Here is a 17,712-nt window from a genome sequence, read left to right as displayed (position 1 = left end):
AGATATGCTATACTCGAACAAAAAATAGATTTGTGGAGGAACATCGATGACGGAGCATTATGCACAGAAGGAGACTTACGAGAGCGAGTCGGCTATTATGTTGAAATACGGAAAATACTCGGCGATTTTGCTGCCTGCCATCGGCGGAAATCTCATTTCATTCCGAGATGACGACCACGATTTCCGTTTTATACGCGAGCCTGGGGGAGCGGATTGGGAAGGCTTCCTTGCTAAGCCTCTGCTTCACGGCATACCCGTGTTGTTTCCCCCAAATCGTTATGACGGAGGGAAATTCCAATTCGATGAACGAACTTACCGTTTTCCGGTGAACGAGGAGCAAACAAGCAATCACATTCACGGATTCGTGTATCGATCGGAATGGGAAGTCGTAAGCTTCGAAAGCACGGATCAAGGAAGCTCGGTGACGGTGAGGTTCCGTTTTGACAAGCAAAACCCGGATTACGCTTATTTCCCACATGTATTCACGATGACTCAATCATTTACGCTATCCGGCGAAGGGCTTATCCAGCACTTTGAAGTCGTGAACGACAGCGCTGATGCGATGCCTTTCATGCTAGGATTCCATACGAGCTTAAACGCGCCGTTCGCGCCGGGAAGCAGCAAGGAGCATCTTGAATGCGGGATTTCCATCGGGGAACGTTGGGAATTAAGCGAGCGGATGCTGCCAACTGGCCGCAAACAACCGCTTAGCGAGGGGGAAAAACTCTTGCAGCAAGGCAAGGGAAATCCTTATTTCGAATCGCTCGACAACCATTATACGGTTTCGGTCGAAGGCGCTATTGGTATGAATAGGAATGCCATGACGCTATACGATCGGCGAGCAAATGTGAGTTTCGTCTATGAAGCCGGAGAAGCCTACAAGCATTGGATGGTATATAATGCGGCAGCCAACGGAAAGTTCTTCTGCCCGGAGCCGCAAACGGGCATGGTCAATGCGCCTAATGTTGATTTGCCTGCGGAGCAAACGGGTTTGATCCGGCTGGAGCCAGGCCGGCAATGGAGCGCTGTAAGCCGCATGTATACGAAGTAAAAGCGAAAGATATCAAGGAATAAGCCTCCAATCCCTCATTAATGACGGGGTTGGAGGCTATTTGTTTTCCGCCGCGCAAGTGTATATACGGTTCGTCTTGCTGGATTGGATAAGTGCCGTATACAAGCCGCTTGGAGACACTTTGTTTCGGATATTACGATAAGACTTTGGCTACGGCCTTCTCGCTCGATATTTAGAAGCCGCGTTATTTAATATTTTCGAGAGGTAGACTTGCCTCCTCATTTTTCCTTTTATCGGCAGATGTTTCTTTGCGGTTCGTTATGTTAACGGGTTGATTCGCATGAATGACGTCGCGCCAATCCAAGTCTCCCCTTTGCAGACCGCGAACCAAGAGCTCGGCGGTGGCCATGTTCGTAGCTACGGGGATGCCATACACATCGCAAAGCCGGAGTAATGCCGAAATATCGGATTCGTGCGCTTGGGCTACGAGAGGGTCGCGGAAGAAAATGAGCAGATCGAGATCGTTTTGCGCGATCATGGCTCCCAGTTGCTGGTCACCGCCCAAGGGACCGGACTTGAATCGAAAAATCGATAATGAAGTATTATCCATAATGAGCTGGCCTGTTGTCCCGGTTGCAAAAAGATGATGCGATTGAAATAAGTTTTGATAGGCGATAGCGAAATTGACTAGTTCTTTTTTCTTTTGATCGTGTGCAACGAAGGCAACATTCACAAGGATCACTCTCCAGCTCATATTTTGTAAGTAAATATAACATAAAATGTCGAAATAATAACCTATCTCATAAAAAATGTTCACGAATGAGCACATTTGTGTAACAAAACATTACATAAACCTTCGAATAAAGTCACATTATCCTGTTGATTATCTCAATCTTATTATCCAAAAATAGCAATTAATAATAAACCTGATCATTTGTAATATGCTAGAATATATCATGCTAGAGTGAAGTTGTTTCTTAAATTAAAAAAGGAGTGTTAAGTTTGGCTATTCAGCAAGATGCCGTCAAAGCCCCGAGCCTTTTCGGCAACCGTTTCCTTCAGACAATACTGCTGTCCAACGTCCTGCTTCAGATCGGCATCTGGGTGCGGAATTTTTCCATTCTGCTCTATGTCGCGGATAAAACAAACAACGATCCGTATGCCATATCATTGATCAGCGTCGTCGAATTCGCGCCGATTTTCGTGTTCTCGTTTATTGGCGGCACGTTCGCTGATCGCTGGCGGCCGAAACGGACAATGATCTGGTGTGACTTGTTATCCTCCGTTTCGGTGTTCGTTGTGCTCATGGTGATTCATTTCGGATCCTGGCAGTCCGTCTTCCTCGTCACTTTCATATCGGCGATTCTATCGCAGTTCTCACAACCTTCGGGTATGCGGTTGTTCAAGCAGCATGTTCCGGAAGAGCAGCTGCAACAGGGTATGGCACTGTTCCAGTCATTGATGGCGATCTTCATGGTGCTTGGTCCGATGCTTGGTACTTTCACTTACAGCACATTCGGACTGGAGACGTCAATTGCAGTTATGGGGGTTGCGTTCCTGCTGTCCGCGCTTACGCTGGCAGGTCTGCCTAGAGATAAGGTGGAGCAGCGGCCGGCAGCGGTGAAAGGCCAATTCCGAAAGGAGTTCAACGAGGGCTTCCGTTACGTCTGGCAGAGTCCCGTGCTTCGGATGTTGGGAGCCGCATTCATTCTGGCTGGCCTTGCCGTTGGCCTCGCCCAGGCGCTCGGTCTGTTCATCGTAACGGAGCGGCTCGGCAAGTCGAAGGAATTCCTGCAGTACATCCTCATGTTGAATGGTGCCGCCATGTTGATAGGAGGCGGGATCGTTGCCGTGTTCGCGAAGAAGGTCGCACCGCAATTGTTGCTCGCCTTCGGTATGCTGGTAGGCGCGATCTGCACGGTGGTCATTGGTTTCTCGACGAATGTACCCCTTACGCTCGTAGTGCAGTTTGTGAACGGACTCGTGTTCCCTTGCATCCATATTGGGATCAGTACGATGATTCTGAAATGGTCGCACGAATCTATCGTCGGCCGGGTCAATGGTGTACTGAATCCGATGTTCATCGGCATGATGGTCATTTCCATGTCATTCGCCGGCGCGTTGAAAGACGAGTACTCACTCGTATCGATCTATACCGGCGCAGGTATTCTATTCCTTATCGGAGCGTTGTCCATGATCCCGATTATGAGCAAGAAAGCACCAGAGTCGTCAAACGGCAACCAGATGGCCGCAGTCGACATGGGCTCGCATTAAATCGTTGCCCGAATGCAAGCACCTATAGAAAGACGATCATTCCCCAAAAAGGGAATGATCGTCTTTTTTCTCATAATCGCCTGTGTAAGGGCTATCATTTAGGTAATAATGTGCTATTCTACGTAAAATAGGTGATCTATTACGGGATTGCGATGGAATTCTCCCAAAGGCTTCGGATAGCGCGCATACTAATAGTCGATAACCCGTTGGAGGGATCCTGATGAGTTCAAGGTTGAAAAATCCCTTGACCCGATTAAACGTGAGACAACAGATGGTGTTGTTGTTTTTAATTTTGGTTAGCCCTGTTTTCCTGTTGAACTGGTACGCGAACACGAAGGCGGAACAAATACTGAAGGAGCATGTCACGAACGCGTACGAGGAGTTGAACAAGCAAAACCATGTTTTAATCAATCGGGATATCGACACGATCAACCGGATCATGTCGACGATCATTCAAAATCCGATTACCCAGAAAATGATCATTAACAAGGATGAATTGCAATTCGATCGCGTCCGCAAATATGCGGCGATGACCACGCTGCTCGGCAATAACTCCGTCGGCGTGTTCGGGGGAGAGGCGGTCTATTATTTTCTTTTCGTTTACGATCCGAACGGCAATTACGGGTTTGCCCCGTCGACGCCGAATATCGACCGCCAAACGTCATCATCGTCCGTCTTCTTCTATTCCGACCTCACCAAAACCCCGTGGATGGAAAAAGCCTTGAAGGAAAAAGGCAAAGGGGTATTGGCGTACATCGATAATTTCGGACCTAAGGGCGATCAGAAGACACTCGCCTATTTGCGGGTTGTCAACAACATTTCCAAGGGAAACAGCGTCGTCGGCATTCTCGTCGCCACGAAGATGGATAAGAAAATCGAAGAATCCTTAAGCACCGTATCTTTGCCTGAGGGCGGGGAAATCTATTTGACCGATTGGTCCAACCGGATTCTTGCCTCTTCGACGTCCCAAACGGGAGATTTGCTGAACTTGCCGGAATCGGTAGGCCAAACCGCGGCGCGAGAAGAAACGTCGAATACGATTACCGATGAATTTATTTACGTCGTCCATTCCAAATTATCGCTTCAGCAGAAGCTTATCTATCGAATCCCGGTTAAATCCCTGCTCCAACAGCAGAGCGCATTAAAAAAGGTCATCCAGATGATCTCGATCGTATATTCTTTATTCGCTATTATCGTCATGATGTATTTCTGGAGATCGCTCATGAATCCGCTGCAGAAGCTGGCGATGTTCGCCCGTTCCCATGAACCGGGGAAGCCACTGTCCAAATCGCCGGTCCGAGAGCGCAATGACGAGGTTGGCGTACTCATTTATTCCGTTCATAACATGGCCAATCGAATAAATGATATGATTCATGACCGTTACGATATGGAAATCAAACAGAAGGAGTCGCAGCTGCAGCTCCTGTACCAGCAAATCAATCCGCATCTACTCTATAACACGCTTGAGAGTATTTATTGGAAAAGCTCGCTGGAAGGCAATACCGGATCGGCCGAGATGATCAAAGAGCTGTCGAAGCTGATGAGGATTAGCCTTAGCAGAGGAAAAGAGCTCATAACGATCGAAGAAGAGCTGGAGCACGCAGCAGCCTATACGAGTTTGCAGCAAATGAGGTATGAGTATGGTTTCCGTATTCATTGGGATATAAGCGAAGAGGTTCGGCTTAATCTGATTCCTAAGATCACGCTTCAGCCTTTAATAGAAAATGCGATTATTCACGGCGTCATGAACATGGGAGAGGATGGGGTCATTCTCGTCACCGCCCGAACGGTCGAGGATAATGTGATCATTACCGTAGAAGACAACGGCTACAAGGAAACCGATCATTCGGCCATCAACCTGATGCTGAGCGGCAAACAATCCGAATCATCGTCAGGCTATGGAATCCGCAACGTCCATCGGCGCATCCAACTGCACTTTGGAGACCGGTACGGATTACGTTACGAAGCGCGCGAGGACGAAGGTACGCGAGTTATTGTCATTTTCCCCGTACGAAAAAACCCAGAACAGAACGAATAGGAAAGCATAACAGGGAGGTCATGCGATGTATAACATTCTAATTGTCGACGATGAACCGCTCATCTGCAGGGGGCTGGCTAGCCTTCTTGAAACTTCGGGCCTTAATATACAAAATATTTATACCGCGATTAACGGATACGAAGCATTGGACTACTTGAAAATGGAAAATATCGATCTGCTCATCACGGATATACAGATGGGTGCCATGAGCGGAATCGAACTGATGCAGCAAGCCAAGATTATTAAGCCGTGGGTACAGGTGATTGTTATTTCCGCCCACGAGACTTTCCAATACGCGCAGCTGGCCATTCGCCTTGGCGCGCGCGATTACCTGATTAAGCCCATTAATAGCGAACAGCTTCTGAATTCCGTCCGTCATGTTCTGCTTCATATGGATAAACCCGTATTTAACCAAGAGGATTTGATTTCAGACTTAAGAGATCATTTCCGGATGGAGCAGCCGCACCCGCAAAGAACGGAAATCTTAAACCGGCTGCTGACCGACAATATCGCTGGGCGTTCCCCGGACGTGACGCAGCTTGAACGGCAAAATCAAATCAGGCTCCAAGGTCCGTATTTTGCCGTTATCAAAATACGCTTGGATTTTTCCTCGAACGCGAAAGCGACGACGTTCGCGGACAAAGATAAATTGTTGCTGCAATATGCGGCTCTGAATATCGTGAACGAAATGCTGGACCGGGAATGGGATTACCTGTCTTTCTATTCTCCCCATCAAGAAATTAGCGTCATTATTCAGTGGGATGAAGCCAGGTACGGAGATTCGAGCGTCGATAAGATCAACCAGCTCGAGATGATCGGACGCAGCTTGCATTTCAATATTCATAAATTTCTTGGTTTTCAGTGCGTGGTCGGCATCAGTCAAATTCTGAAAGGCCGCGAGTTTTTGCATGAATTAAATGAGCAAGTGAACAAGGCCATCGTGTGGAATCGCGAGCATAAGGACCATCATGTCTTTTACTTCGGCGACTTCAAGTGGGGTGTCTTCTCCGAGGACCCTTCCGATGAAGACTTAGCCGCGCAGAACAATCTGATCGTAGAGCGCGCGAATGAATATATCCACGCCAACTATGCGCAGAAGGGGTTAACGCTGAACGAAGTCGCGCAAAAAAATCACGTCAGCCCGAACTATCTCAGTTACTTATTCAAGAAAAATACGGGCGTCAATCTATGGGAATACGTCATTAAATTGCGAATGGAAGAAAGCAAGCGATTGATCCTTAATACCGATTTAAGGAGATATGAAATATCGGAGAGGGTTGGTTACGAATCGCCGGAACATTTCAGCAAAATATTCAAGAAATACTTCGGAATCAGCCCGAGTGAAATGAAGAAGTAGGAACGCCTATAATCCCAATAGATATGCACATGTTCACGCCTCCTCCCTTTTTCTACAATAGTTATTATCGACAGATAATAGGAATGAGGGAGACAAGATGGATCGATCAACAGCCGCACCAATACGTTCCTTGGATGAATTCGCCAAGCGACCTCCCATGAAGTGGAGCAAACACATTTTGGGATACTTATTTCTCCTTCCCGCGGTCGTTATTTTTTTCACCTTTCTGTGGCTGCCTATCGGCAAAGGGATCGTCTACAGCTTTTACGACATCGACTTCGTAAAAGGGGATTCTTTCGTAGGCTGGGCGAATTACACGAAGATCTTTAAGGATGCCGAAGTGACGGTTTCCGCGAAGAATACGCTCTATTACATGATGCTTGGCATACTAATTGGTTTCTGGGTGCCGATCTTGTTCGCAATCGCCATCTCCGAGATCAGAAGGTTCCAAGGATTCGTAAGAGTCGCAGCATACTTGCCTTTTGTCGTTCCTCTTGTCGTTCTATATGGGCTGTGGAAATGGTTGTACGACCCGGTTGGCCCGATCAATGCCGCTTTGGAAAAACTAGGGTTCAGCCAGGTTCTATTTCTAACGGACAAGGCTTGGTCGATGATTTCCATCGTATTCATGGAAACGTGGCAAAGCTTCGGCTCGGCCATGCTCATTTATTTGGCTGCGATCATGAGCGTGCCGCGGGATTGGTACGAAGCGGCCGAAATCGACGGGGCGGGCGTATGGAAACGGATCCGCCACATTACGCTGCCGGCCATTAAAAATCAGATCATACTGCTATTTCTTCTTCAGCTTATCGCGACTTCACAAGGGTTTCAAACCCAGTTCGCCATGTTGGACGGAGGACCTAACAATTCAACGCTGACGTATGCTTTGCTCATTCAAAGGTATGCGTTCACCAGACAGGATTATGGAGCTGCTTCCGCATTGGGAGTTCTCATGTTCTTGGTGCTTGGATTGTTGGCCGTTCTTCAATACCGGATGTCCAACAAGAAGGAGGAATAGGCTTTGAAAACCTATGATCGCGGAATATTATCCGTCTATGACTTGAAGAAGCCTGGAAAAAGGCTGGTTTACTATTTAATGATGCTCGTCGTTCTGATCATGGCGTGCTCGATGTTATATCCGATGCTCATTATTTTCTTTAACGGACTTAAGCTGAATACGGAGGTCAATTCGTTCCCGCCAACGTTTCTTCCTTCGGAATGGCATTTCGAGAACTACCGTACGGCTTGGAAATATATCGAACTGCCTCTTTTCGCCAGAAATACAATGTTTATTTTTGCAGGGAATATGACGATTACGGTTATCGTTCTCGGGCTGGCGTCGTTCAGTCTTTCCCGCATGAACGTCCCTTACAAGAAAGCGATCGGCTATTTCTTTCTCTTGACGTTATTCATTCCGCCGACGACCTACATTATTCCGAACTTTGTCAATCTCAGAGACCTGGGACTCATCAATTCCTTCTGGGCTCTGTGGTTGCCGGCCGGGGCGAATGCATTTTTCCTCCTGCTGCTCAAGTCCTTCTTCGACGGCATTCATATGGAATTGTTCGAATCCGCAAGAATAGACGGCGCGTCGGAGTTGAGATTGTTTTATCAGATTGCCTTCCCGCTGTCCGTTCCAATCTTCGCTACGTTGGCTATTTTCGTATTCGCTACGGCGTGGAACGATTGGTATTGGCCAGGACTTATTATGTCCAGCAACGACCGATATCCGCTTGCGACAGCCATTAGCAAATACGTCGTCAATATTCGCAGGTTGGATATCAATCTTCGGTTCGCCATCCTTTCAATGGTCACTATGCCGCCCGTTCTCGTGTTCTTGCTTTTCCAAAAGTATATCATTCGAGGTTTGAATTTTGGCGGGATCAAAGGGTAATCGCGAATGACAGCATGCGTAAATTTGCACATGATCGGAATAGGAATACACATCGTCTAGATGAATGCGCCTCCATTATGATGAGCGTGTAAGTTAAAATTTTTTAACGAAAAGGGGATTATCCATGCGTAAGATTTCAACGATTATCGCTTGTCTTATCGTGTTCAGCTTGGTACTGGCTGCATGCGGAGGCAAGAACAACAACGGTGCATCATCTTCTCCGTCGGCTTCAGCCAGCACGCCTGCCGAATCGGCTTCGGCTCCTGCTTCCGAGAGCAGCGATCCTGCATCGCCGGATATCACGCAAGTGAAAGCAACGATCAGCATCTACTATCCGACTCCCGACCTAGTTGAAAAACGCGCATTGGAAGACGACAAAATCAAACGTTTTAACGCCGTGTTCCCTAACGTTGAAATCGTGAAGAGCGACTGGCAGTACAATCCCAACGAAATCGGGATCAAGATGGGTGCGAACGAAGCCCCTACGTTGTTCAACACTTACGCTACGGAAGGTAAATTCCTGGCGGAAAAAGGTTGGGCGGCCGACATTACGGACTTGTACAACGCTTATGACAAAAAAGATCAGTTAAACCCTATCCTTCTGGATCAGTTCAACATCGGCGGAAAAATTTACGGTATTCCGCAACAAGGGTATGTCGTAGGAACCGTCGTGAACAAAAAAATGCTCGCGGATAAAGGCGTAGCGATTCCTGCCCTAGATTGGACTTGGGATGACGTGCTGAATACCGCTAAAGCGGTTGCCGATCCGAAGAAAGGGATCGCCGGTATCGCTCCGATGGGTAAAGGAAATGAAGCCGGCTGGAACTGGACGAACTTCTTGTTCGAAGCAGGCGGCGAAATTCAGAAAGTCGAAGGCGGTAAAGTAATCGCGACGTTCAATTCCGATGCCGGCGTGAAAGCTCTTGATTTCTACAACAAGCTGAAAGAAGCGAGCGTTATTCCTGCTGATTGGGCGCTTGGCTGGGGCGACGCGGTTGGCGCATTCGCCCAAGGCAGAACGGCAATGGTTATCGCGGGTCCGGACGGTCCGCTTGACCAAGGTTTGAATCAAGGCGGATACAAACCTGAAGATCTGGTCGTGTACCCGATGCCGGCGGCTGCCGCAGGCGGCAAGCATACGGGCGTGCTCGGCGGAGATTTCCTCGTGATCAACCCGAACGCAACGAAAGAAGAGCAAGAGATCGCGTTCCGTTACGCGGTGTTCGATTACTTCTCGGATAAAGGGTTGGCTTCCGTAGAAGAAAACATCAAAGCGCGCAAAGCGGAAAACAAATTTTTCGTACCGCCGGTTATTCAATACTTCAAGCAAGATTCCGAATACGGCGCGAAAGTCAAAGCGGTATACGACAAATACGACAACGTCTATCAATACAGCAATGAACTGATGGGATTGCTGGATGGCAAGCCGGAAGCGCAATTTAACACGCAAGATTACTACGCGGCGATGACGAACGTCATTCAGGAAGTGTTCTCCAAAAAAGGCGTAGATCTTAAAGCTCAACTCGATGCGGCCGCTAAGCTCGTACAAGAGAAATTCTACGACCAAATTAAAGTGCAATAGTAAGATCGATCGCTTATAAGAAGGTTGCCTTGGGCAAACGTAAAGTTTGCAAGGGGCAACCTTCTATACTATCCAAGGGGGGGAGAGCGTGTCCAAGCGTTATAGGTCATCCAAAGGAATATGGATTTCCGGGAGTATCGTCGTTATCCTGCTGCTCGCCTATTTATTCGTATTTATTCCAATGAGCAGCGCGAAGGTGAAGCTTGTGGACGAAGACGGTTTATTGATTGTCGACAATTCTCAATATGAGATCGCGTTTCACTCCGTTAATGGAGCGATCGCCTATGTGAAGAACAAGGATTCTCAGGAAAAGGTATCGCTGGGGAACCGGGAAAATACGTTGTGGTGGGCATTCCTCGAAGATAATACGTCTGCTAACGGCAAGAAAGCGGAAGCCTTCTCTTACGAATGGAGCTCTAGGAAAGGTGAGCTTGCGTTCCACTACGGGGGCAAGATTAAGGTAGACGTGACCGCTCGCTTCAGCGGGGACAACAAAATATATTTGGAAGCGGCGGTCGATAATCAATCCGCTCAGACGATTAAGTCCTTTCGTTTTCCGTATGAACTGAAGGTGAATTCCGGAAGCGTAACGGATGCCCTATTGCCGATGCTGCCAGGAGCTGAGCTGAAGGATACGTTCTTTAAGGAAAGTAATTCTTTTCAAGACCAGTACCCGGGCGTGATGTTTGCTTCGTACGTTGGTTTACGCACGACTAACGGAAATTTGGCCGTATATGATCTAAGCGGCACGATTGTACCTGCGACGGAGTTAGGATTCAAAAATCAGGTGGACGATTCGGGGAAGACGGGAATCATTCACGACTATAATACATGGATTTATCCGCGGAAGCAGTGGAAAAGCCCCACGATTGTGCTCGAGATCGGCGGAGACTACAAAGATTCCATTACCGGTTATCGAGAGCTCAATAAGATGGATAACTATCGATCCCTGGCCGACAAGCTGGGCAAGGACAAGGAAACTTATTTCCAGCTCCCGTTCTACAAAGCGGACATCTCCGCCATCACTAACGGCAGCTGGAGCAACCTGACGACAAATATTGTGGATAAGATGAATTACAACGGCGTTATTCACCTGGTCGGTTTTCAGAAGGGCGGGCATGACGAGAATTACCCGGACTTCATCCCTCCCGATCCGAACTGGGGCGGGGAACAAGCATTCAGAGCGTTCATGAAAGCCGCCAAGGATAAAGGGAATCGCGTCGTTCCTTATACGAACATGTCTTGGTGGGGCAATCACTCACCGACGCTGGCGAACTTGCCTGCCGGAACGACGATGGAAGATGTTGCCGTCCTGAAAGAGAACAATACGATCACGCAAGAAGACTATGGCAAACATAGCGGCTACGTCGTCAATCCCGGGCATCCTTACTTTCTTCAACGAACCGAGGAGGAGCATAAGAAGCTGTTGGAGCAAGCCGGGTTCGACGGTATTTTCGAGGACCAGTGGGGAATTCGCAATTCTCCTTACGTATTCAATAAGATTATTCCGGCCGACACGGATCCTTCCAGCGCTTATTTCCAAGGCGTACGGCAATACTTCGACACTTTGAAACACAATATCTATATGGAAGACGGCACGGACGTATTCGCCGACGATGCCGTTGGTTTCATGGGATCGACCTACTTGTGGGACCGACTCGGGTATCGCAAGAATACGGCGTCTTACACGGACTATTATCCGCTTGCGGGAATGCTTTTTCGGGATAAAGTCATGCAGTACCAACATGATTTGGCCGCGGAGACGATGACCGACGATCAGGATATGCTGAGATGGAACCTGGCGATGGGATACAACTTAAGTGCCGATTTCTTCAATGGCCTCGATAATCCGTGGATTGACGGCATCGGCGTTTTGCAAAAGTATATCCTATCGCAATACGCGGATTCGCTCGTGGAGAGCTTCGATCAAGTAACTCCCGCCGTTACTCGGACGGACTTTGGCCAATACTCGGTCACCGCTAATTGGAATAAGGATGAGGCATACGTCCTCAACGGGGACGATACGCTGGCCCCGGGCGGCTATATTGCATCAGCGGACGATGGCAGTCGCAGAGCAGGCAACTACGCCCGGCTGAACGGCTTGGATCTTGATGCGGGAGATCATAATCTGGTTGAGGTGAGGGAAAAGGACAAGATCCGGATCTATCAACCGATCGGCGCCGACACGACGCTAAAGATTAAGAAAGGCAAAGGTTGGCCGTATGCCGCGGCAACTGCTTATCAGGCGAATGGGACGAAAATCGCCGAGCTGACGGTTAAGGAAGAAGGAGAGTACGTCCTATTCGATTATGTGGCTCTGATCAACAATCAGAAGGTCGGCTATATAGAGCTAGCCAATTCTAAAGAGAAGAGCAATGCTGCGGAAACATTCGAGAAAGTTAAGTTTGAGGTTAACCGCGCGTTACTGCGTAAGGTTCTCTCGACCTCTAATACGGTGAAGGAATTCCCTCCGGAACTTGCCGTAGATGGCGATCCGTACACGTATTGGGAAAGTACGGCCAAGAAGTTCCCGCAATCGCTCACGTTGGATCTTGGGGAGGATAAGAAGGTTAGCAAGCTTGTCTTAAAATTGCCGCCTAAGGATGCTTGGGGTGCGCGTGATCAGGAAATCGAGGTGCTCGTGAGCGATGATGGGGAGAACTTCACAACGCTGCTGCCCTCCAAGGCTTACACCTTCGATCCGAAAAAAGCTAACACCGTCGAAATTTCTTTAGGAGATACGAAGGCGCGGATCATCCGGTTGACGATTAGGGGGAACACGGACTGGCCGGCTGCACAGATTTCGGAGTTTGAAGTATACTGACGAAACTGCAGATTAATGTTCAAGAGACTGTTGCGACTTGTCGCAGCAGTCTCTTGGCGCATATCTAATTTAAGGAATGGTTCGCTCTCTATCATCTAATACATTTCATTCCAATCCTTCCATAATTGGAACAGGATGAAGTATGATAGTTAAAGGTTTAGACAAATGGCAACGGCAGGAAGGGGAAAAGCCTTGAGGGACCCTACGCAAGATATCCCATCAGAAGATATTGACAGATCGGAACTTATCGCTTGGCTCGATACGCTGCGAAGGGACTTTGATCCTCCGCTTCTTGAAGCACGCAAAAACTACCCTTCACCCGGTTTTTGGTTGTGGCCATTGTTGGGACGTTCGCTATTTGGTCTGAAGTATAAGAAGATGTCCGAGGACTCCATACAGAAGTTAGGCGCATTTTTTACAAATCATATCACGATTTGGACCGCTATTGGCCTAGGGGTTTTCGGTGCTTTATCAAATGATGTATTTGACTGGTTCAAAGATTTTCAACCATGGCCAAGAACGATTGGTGCGGCCTTGCTCCTGTTTAGCTGGCTTGCTGCGCTAAAGGCAAATTTCACGCGTATGTTAACGCCAGGAGATCCTTATCTTCATTTAGGTGCGTACCGTACTTTTCGTCCTAAAGAATTTTTTATGTTTCAAAACTATCTTAAAGAGAATAAATATTCGTTCAACAATGTATATTTTTGGGCAGAGAAATTAAAAAAAGATAACGCTTTGGAATCGTTCATCAAGGCATATGAAGAATTGAATGAGAGGCTGCAAAAGGATATTGCCACAATACAAGAAGCACTGAAAGAAAGTAAGTTGGATCTTGAGGCGTCTAATAAAACAATAGGTGATTTAAACGATAGTATTGGTCTGCTTTACCAGCAAGTAAAAAATAATGAGGTAGGCTTCAATAGAGCAATTGATATTTTATATCGCCTTCGAAATAACTATCACTTTACTGTGAATGATTTGCGTATTATTTGCGGCTTTTCCCTCTTTGAAGTCTTGGGGGATGATTTGTACATGCTCGGAGAACAAGAGACAACTGAAACCCCGTTACATATTAATATAAATGATCCGGATTATGAGCACTATTCTTCGGTCAAATTGGTCGGTAGCGAATCGACGATAGAATATGCAACTGCTGATCGCGAAGGCCGCACTGTGGCAAGTTATTGGATTGAGTTGCCATCTAACCGGGTAATTATTTATAACTTTCACTATGACTCTACAAATGTAACAAATCGTGATATTATAGAGTCAAAGGAAATGTATCGGTTTATTCGTGGGATTTGCATCCATCTGGATGAAAGAGGATTACTAGTAAGGGTGGGCGATCATGGTGAAAAACCGCAAGAAGCGATCGGTTGATGTACTTACAACGAACATTCAAAAAGCAGATGCGATTATGTCGCATATTGCAACGATTACGAATGATAACTCACATCGCCTTGCAACTATTCGTGAAGGTCAACAACGAATGGTTGTTATCTCGGAGAACCTAGATGAATCGTTGAAAATTCAACAACAAAAATTAAACAAACTAAAACAAATCGCATTCTAAAGAGGGCCTACGGGCTCTCTTTTACGTTTATAGTCTATTAGTCTGGTAAATACTTCCTACTATACACTTCCGAAGGGAGTAGGGTAGTAGTGAAGAAAAAGGATAAAGTAATTAGAGGGAAGTTCCGATTAGGAGAAAACCAATTCCCTTCCTTAAGAGAAAAAAGCGATAAAGTAATGCGTGATATCGAGAAGATCCAACAAAAAGCTGCCGAACGTGTTAAAGCGTCAAAGCCGGAGTAAACATCAATTAGCAAGAACCCGCGTCATTGCCCCCGCGCTTCCTGCATACAATGGCAGAAGATCGGTTTCCTACCGGTTATTAACCGTTCCCGTCTTGTCCAACTTGCATAGGATAAGAAATAAAAAGAATTAACGGGGAGGAACGGTGGATGCAATTACAGGCCGGGGTAGTATGCGCTTTATTGGGAGCGGCGGTTTCCTTTTCTTTCGGCGTATGGAACGAACCGCTTACTTTCTTGCTCGTTCTAATGGCAATTGATTATTTTACCGGCGTTGTAGCTGCTGTCCGGGAAGGAAGCGGGTTAAACAGCAATATCGGATTTTGGGGTTTGTTCAGAAAAGGGCTTATTTTGCTCGTACTGCTCATCGCGCACAGGTTGGACCTGCTGCTCGGCATCGATATCGTGATGGGAGCCTCGGTTTTTTTCTATATTGCCAATGAGTTGCTTTCCGTCATCGAGAATTACGGCCGCATAGGTCTCCCGTTGCCTGATCGCTTACGGCGCATCGTTCGAGTGCTTCGGGATCGCGCGGGCGAGGAAGAGGATAAGCCTGCAGAGTAAGAGAAATCCGAAACCGTATTTCATTCGTCTGCTGCGGCGATGAGATACGGCTTTTTGTTTTCGCTCAACTCAGGCTATACTCTATACATATACATTTCCATTTCCATGATAGGGAGGAACAACGGTTATGAGATTGGAAGGCGGCAATAGCGTCATACTTCGCGTTGAAATGGACAAGCAGTCGGTTACATTCGCCGAGCTTGTATCGGTAATCGGTCATCAAGGCGGGGATATCGTAGCGATAGACGTCATACGGCCAGGCAGAAAGATGGAAATTCGCGATTTAACGGTAAGCGTCGTTGATCCGTCCGTGGTCGAAACCCTTTCGGCCGCCGTAGCCGCCATGAAAGGCATTCATCTAGTGAATGTATCCGATCGCACGTTCCTGCTGCATCTTGGCGGGAAAATTCAAGTGCAATCCAAAGTTCCGATCAAAAATCGCGACGATCTGTCCCGCGTATATACGCCAGGCGTGGCCAATGTGTGCCTCGCTATTCGGGACGATATCAGCAAAGCCTTTTCATTGACCATTCGCCGGAATATGGTTGCCGTCGTGTCAGACGGCACTGCCGTTCTCGGGCTAGGGGATATCGGACCTCATGCGGCGATGCCTGTAATGGAGGGGAAGGCGATGCTGTTCAAGGAGTTGGCCGGCGTTGACGCCTTCCCGATTTGCTTGGATACTAAGGATACAGAGGAGATCATCGCGATAGTCAAAGCGCTGGCGCCGACGTTCGGAGGCATTAATCTGGAAGATATTTCATCGCCCAGATGTTTCGAAATCGAGCGCAGGCTTAAGGAACAATTGGACATTCCCGTGTTTCACGATGACCAGCACGGTACGGCCGTCGTACTGCTTGCGGGGCTCATCAACGCTCTGAAAATCGTCGGGAAATCAATGAGCGACATTAAAGTGGTCGTGTGCGGGATCGGAGCGGCGGGAGTCGCTTGCTCGCGTATGTTATTGGCGGCGGGCGTTACCCATCTCGTCGGAGTAGACAAGGATGGGGCAATCCACAGAGATGCTGCATACGAGAACGAAGTATGGAATGAATACGCCGCAATGACGAATCCTCATAACGAAAAAGGAAGCTTATCCGAAGTGATCCAAGGGGCGGACGTATTCATCGGGTTATCCAGGCCGAGGCTATTAAGTGGCGAGGCGGTTCGGCGGATGAACACGGATCCGATCGTGTTCGCCATGGCTAATCCCGATCCGGAAATTTCTCCGGAGGAGGCGGGTCCGTATGTACGAGTCTATGCGACCGGACGATCCGACTATCCGAACCAACTGAATAACGTCCTTGCGTTTCCGGGTATTTTCCGGGGTGCGTTGGATGCCCGCGCGAGCTCGATAACCGAGTCTATGAAGCTGGCAGCCGCTAAAGCGATCGCATCTATAGTTACGGATGAGGAACTAAACTCCGACTATATTATTCCGAGCGTATTCAATGAGAAAGTCGTCCCCGCCGTCCGTAAAGCCGTTGTCATGGAGGCCATTCACAGCGGCGTGGCCCGCAAAGTACCGGGAGACTTCAGGAACTTGGATTAGCGATTAATTCTTAGGATCATCGCAATAAGCCCTGGTTGTTCATTAAATTGTCAAAAGTAATAAAAAGTTGACCGATCTCTTTTGACAAGTGCTTGAGTTCAAATGCTCCTTTTAGGTAATATAAGAAGTAGACACTTTGTAGGAAGCAGGGGAGCAGACGATGCATAAATGGCTTTTGTCTACGTTAATTACGGTCGCTTGCGCCATGGGCGTATATTTAATGGCAACCGGATTGCCGGAGAAACCGAAAGACGAAGCAGCCGGATTGAAAGAAGGCCAAAAGTTGCTCAAGATCGTAGCGACAAGCTTCAACTTCGACCAAGAGGAGTACCATGTTAAAGCGGGAACGAACTACAAGATCAAGTTCTCGAACAAGCTTGGTAATCACGGAGCGGAAATCGTAGGCCTTAACGTGAATTTGACTAAGGATGCGCCGGAAATGGAAGTTACTTTCGACAAGCCGGGTAATTACGAGGTGCATTGTTCGATCATGTGCGGACAAGGGCATGCGGGCATGAAATCGAAATTCATCGTCGAATAATCGGAAAAGGAGCCTTGAAGGCTCCTTTTTTCCCATTGCATGTGATCGGTCTGGCTGGCTGTTACAAATGCCTCCACGTACGGATGCGCGAAACGCCGAGATCGCCTAAATAACCAATGAGGGCCCAGCTCAGTACGGTCAGCGCATACATAAACCATATATTGACCCTGTGGATGTCGGTGAAAACCTCGACGAACCACATTGGGACGCTAAACATGATAATGAACAAGTTATGGGGGTCATAGCCGGTCACATTAAAA

The 17,712-nt window shown here is 47.8% G+C and carries 15 protein-coding genes; 14 read left to right on the top strand and 1 reads right to left on the bottom strand.

Features of this window, described 5'->3' with window-relative positions:
* The first annotated feature begins 46 nt into the window (after nt 1-46).
* On the top strand, nt 47-1,051 hold the full coding sequence (locus K7P76_RS15425) for an aldose 1-epimerase (RefSeq protein ID WP_232186202.1): 1,005 nt from the start codon (nt 47-49) through the stop codon (nt 1,049-1,051).
* 205 nt (nt 1,052-1,256) lie between these two features.
* Here K7P76_RS15425 and K7P76_RS15420 read toward each other — a convergent pair whose 3' ends face one another.
* Nucleotides 1,257-1,745, bottom strand: coding sequence for a methylglyoxal synthase (locus K7P76_RS15420; RefSeq protein ID WP_232186201.1), 489 nt, complete (start codon nt 1,743-1,745; stop codon nt 1,257-1,259).
* Nucleotides 1,746-2,014: 269 nt separating this feature from the next.
* On the opposite strand from K7P76_RS15420, the gene K7P76_RS15415 reads away from it, so the two are divergent.
* From K7P76_RS15415 to K7P76_RS15355, 13 genes are all read left to right on the top strand, one after another.
* Entirely contained in the window at nt 2,015-3,286 is a 1,272-nt protein-coding gene (locus K7P76_RS15415; RefSeq protein WP_232186200.1) for an MFS transporter, read from the top strand.
* A gap of 220 nt (nt 3,287-3,506) precedes the next feature.
* On the top strand, nt 3,507-5,324 hold the full coding sequence (locus K7P76_RS15410) for a cache domain-containing sensor histidine kinase (RefSeq protein WP_232186199.1): 1,818 nt from the start codon (nt 3,507-3,509) through the stop codon (nt 5,322-5,324).
* Nucleotides 5,325-5,349: 25 nt separating this feature from the next.
* Nucleotides 5,350-6,681 (top strand): response regulator, encoded by a 1,332-nt coding sequence (locus K7P76_RS15405; RefSeq protein WP_232186198.1) that lies wholly within the window; start codon nt 5,350-5,352, stop codon nt 6,679-6,681.
* A gap of 97 nt (nt 6,682-6,778) precedes the next feature.
* A complete protein-coding gene (locus K7P76_RS15400; protein ID WP_232186197.1) occupies nt 6,779-7,699 on the top strand; it encodes a carbohydrate ABC transporter permease in 921 nt (306 codons plus the stop codon).
* A 3-nt stretch (nt 7,700-7,702) separates the two neighbouring features.
* Nucleotides 7,703-8,575, top strand: a complete 873-nt coding sequence (locus tag K7P76_RS15395) for a carbohydrate ABC transporter permease (RefSeq protein ID WP_232186196.1) — start codon at nt 7,703-7,705, stop codon at nt 8,573-8,575.
* Between the two features lie 124 nt (nt 8,576-8,699).
* On the top strand, nt 8,700-10,157 hold the full coding sequence (locus K7P76_RS15390) for an ABC transporter substrate-binding protein (RefSeq protein WP_232186195.1): 1,458 nt from the start codon (nt 8,700-8,702) through the stop codon (nt 10,155-10,157).
* A gap of 88 nt (nt 10,158-10,245) precedes the next feature.
* Nucleotides 10,246-12,981, top strand: a complete 2,736-nt coding sequence (locus K7P76_RS15385) for a discoidin domain-containing protein (RefSeq protein WP_232186194.1) — start codon at nt 10,246-10,248, stop codon at nt 12,979-12,981.
* A 165-nt stretch (nt 12,982-13,146) separates the two neighbouring features.
* On the top strand, nt 13,147-14,361 hold the full coding sequence (locus K7P76_RS15380; RefSeq protein ID WP_232186193.1) for a hypothetical protein: 1,215 nt from the start codon (nt 13,147-13,149) through the stop codon (nt 14,359-14,361).
* Complete coding sequence (locus K7P76_RS15375; RefSeq protein WP_232186192.1) at nt 14,330-14,554, top strand: hypothetical protein; 225 nt, start codon at nt 14,330-14,332, stop codon at nt 14,552-14,554. The genes K7P76_RS15380 and K7P76_RS15375 overlap by 32 nt, the downstream gene beginning before the upstream one ends.
* Nucleotides 14,555-14,643: 89 nt before the next feature.
* Nucleotides 14,644-14,796 (top strand): hypothetical protein, encoded by a 153-nt coding sequence (locus tag K7P76_RS15370; protein ID WP_232186191.1) that lies wholly within the window; start codon nt 14,644-14,646, stop codon nt 14,794-14,796.
* Nucleotides 14,797-14,945: 149 nt separating this feature from the next.
* Nucleotides 14,946-15,359 (top strand): phage holin family protein, encoded by a 414-nt coding sequence (locus tag K7P76_RS15365; RefSeq protein ID WP_232186190.1) that lies wholly within the window; start codon nt 14,946-14,948, stop codon nt 15,357-15,359.
* A gap of 127 nt (nt 15,360-15,486) precedes the next feature.
* Nucleotides 15,487-16,911, top strand: coding sequence for an NAD-dependent malic enzyme (locus K7P76_RS15360; protein ID WP_232186189.1), 1,425 nt, complete (start codon nt 15,487-15,489; stop codon nt 16,909-16,911).
* Between the two features lie 160 nt (nt 16,912-17,071).
* The gene (locus K7P76_RS15355) at nt 17,072-17,452 is read left to right on the top strand and encodes a cupredoxin domain-containing protein (RefSeq protein ID WP_232186188.1); all 381 of its coding nucleotides are present in this window, start codon (nt 17,072-17,074) and stop codon (nt 17,450-17,452) included.
* Nucleotides 17,453-17,712: the final 260 nt, after the last annotated feature.

This window comes from Cohnella silvisoli, from assembly GCF_021190915.1.
Classification (GTDB): domain Bacteria; phylum Bacillota; class Bacilli; order Paenibacillales; family Paenibacillaceae; genus Cohnella; species Cohnella silvisoli.
The sequence above is the reverse complement of the archived record's forward strand: the minus strand, read 5'-3'. Positions and strand labels throughout refer to the sequence as shown.

Bases quoted from the DNA above. Each gene is read 5' to 3' on its own strand.
- K7P76_RS15365 (WP_232186190.1), top strand. From the start codon at position 14,946: ATGCAATTACAGGCCGGGGTAGTATGCGCTTTATTGGGAGCGGCGGTT.
- K7P76_RS15390 (WP_232186195.1), top strand. From the start codon at position 8,700: ATGCGTAAGATTTCAACGATTATCGCTTGTCTTATCGTGTTCAGCTTG.
- K7P76_RS15360 (WP_232186189.1), top strand. From the start codon at position 15,487: ATGAGATTGGAAGGCGGCAATAGCGTCATACTTCGCGTTGAAATGGAC.
- K7P76_RS15355 (WP_232186188.1), top strand. From the start codon at position 17,072: ATGCATAAATGGCTTTTGTCTACGTTAATTACGGTCGCTTGCGCCATG.
- K7P76_RS15425 (WP_232186202.1), top strand. From the start codon at position 47: ATGACGGAGCATTATGCACAGAAGGAGACTTACGAGAGCGAGTCGGCT.
- K7P76_RS15410 (WP_232186199.1), top strand. From the start codon at position 3,507: ATGAGTTCAAGGTTGAAAAATCCCTTGACCCGATTAAACGTGAGACAA.
- K7P76_RS15380 (WP_232186193.1), top strand. From the start codon at position 13,147: ATGGCAACGGCAGGAAGGGGAAAAGCCTTGAGGGACCCTACGCAAGAT.
- K7P76_RS15375 (WP_232186192.1), top strand. From the start codon at position 14,330: ATGGTGAAAAACCGCAAGAAGCGATCGGTTGATGTACTTACAACGAAC.
- K7P76_RS15405 (WP_232186198.1), top strand. From the start codon at position 5,350: ATGTATAACATTCTAATTGTCGACGATGAACCGCTCATCTGCAGGGGG.
- K7P76_RS15400 (WP_232186197.1), top strand. From the start codon at position 6,779: ATGGATCGATCAACAGCCGCACCAATACGTTCCTTGGATGAATTCGCC.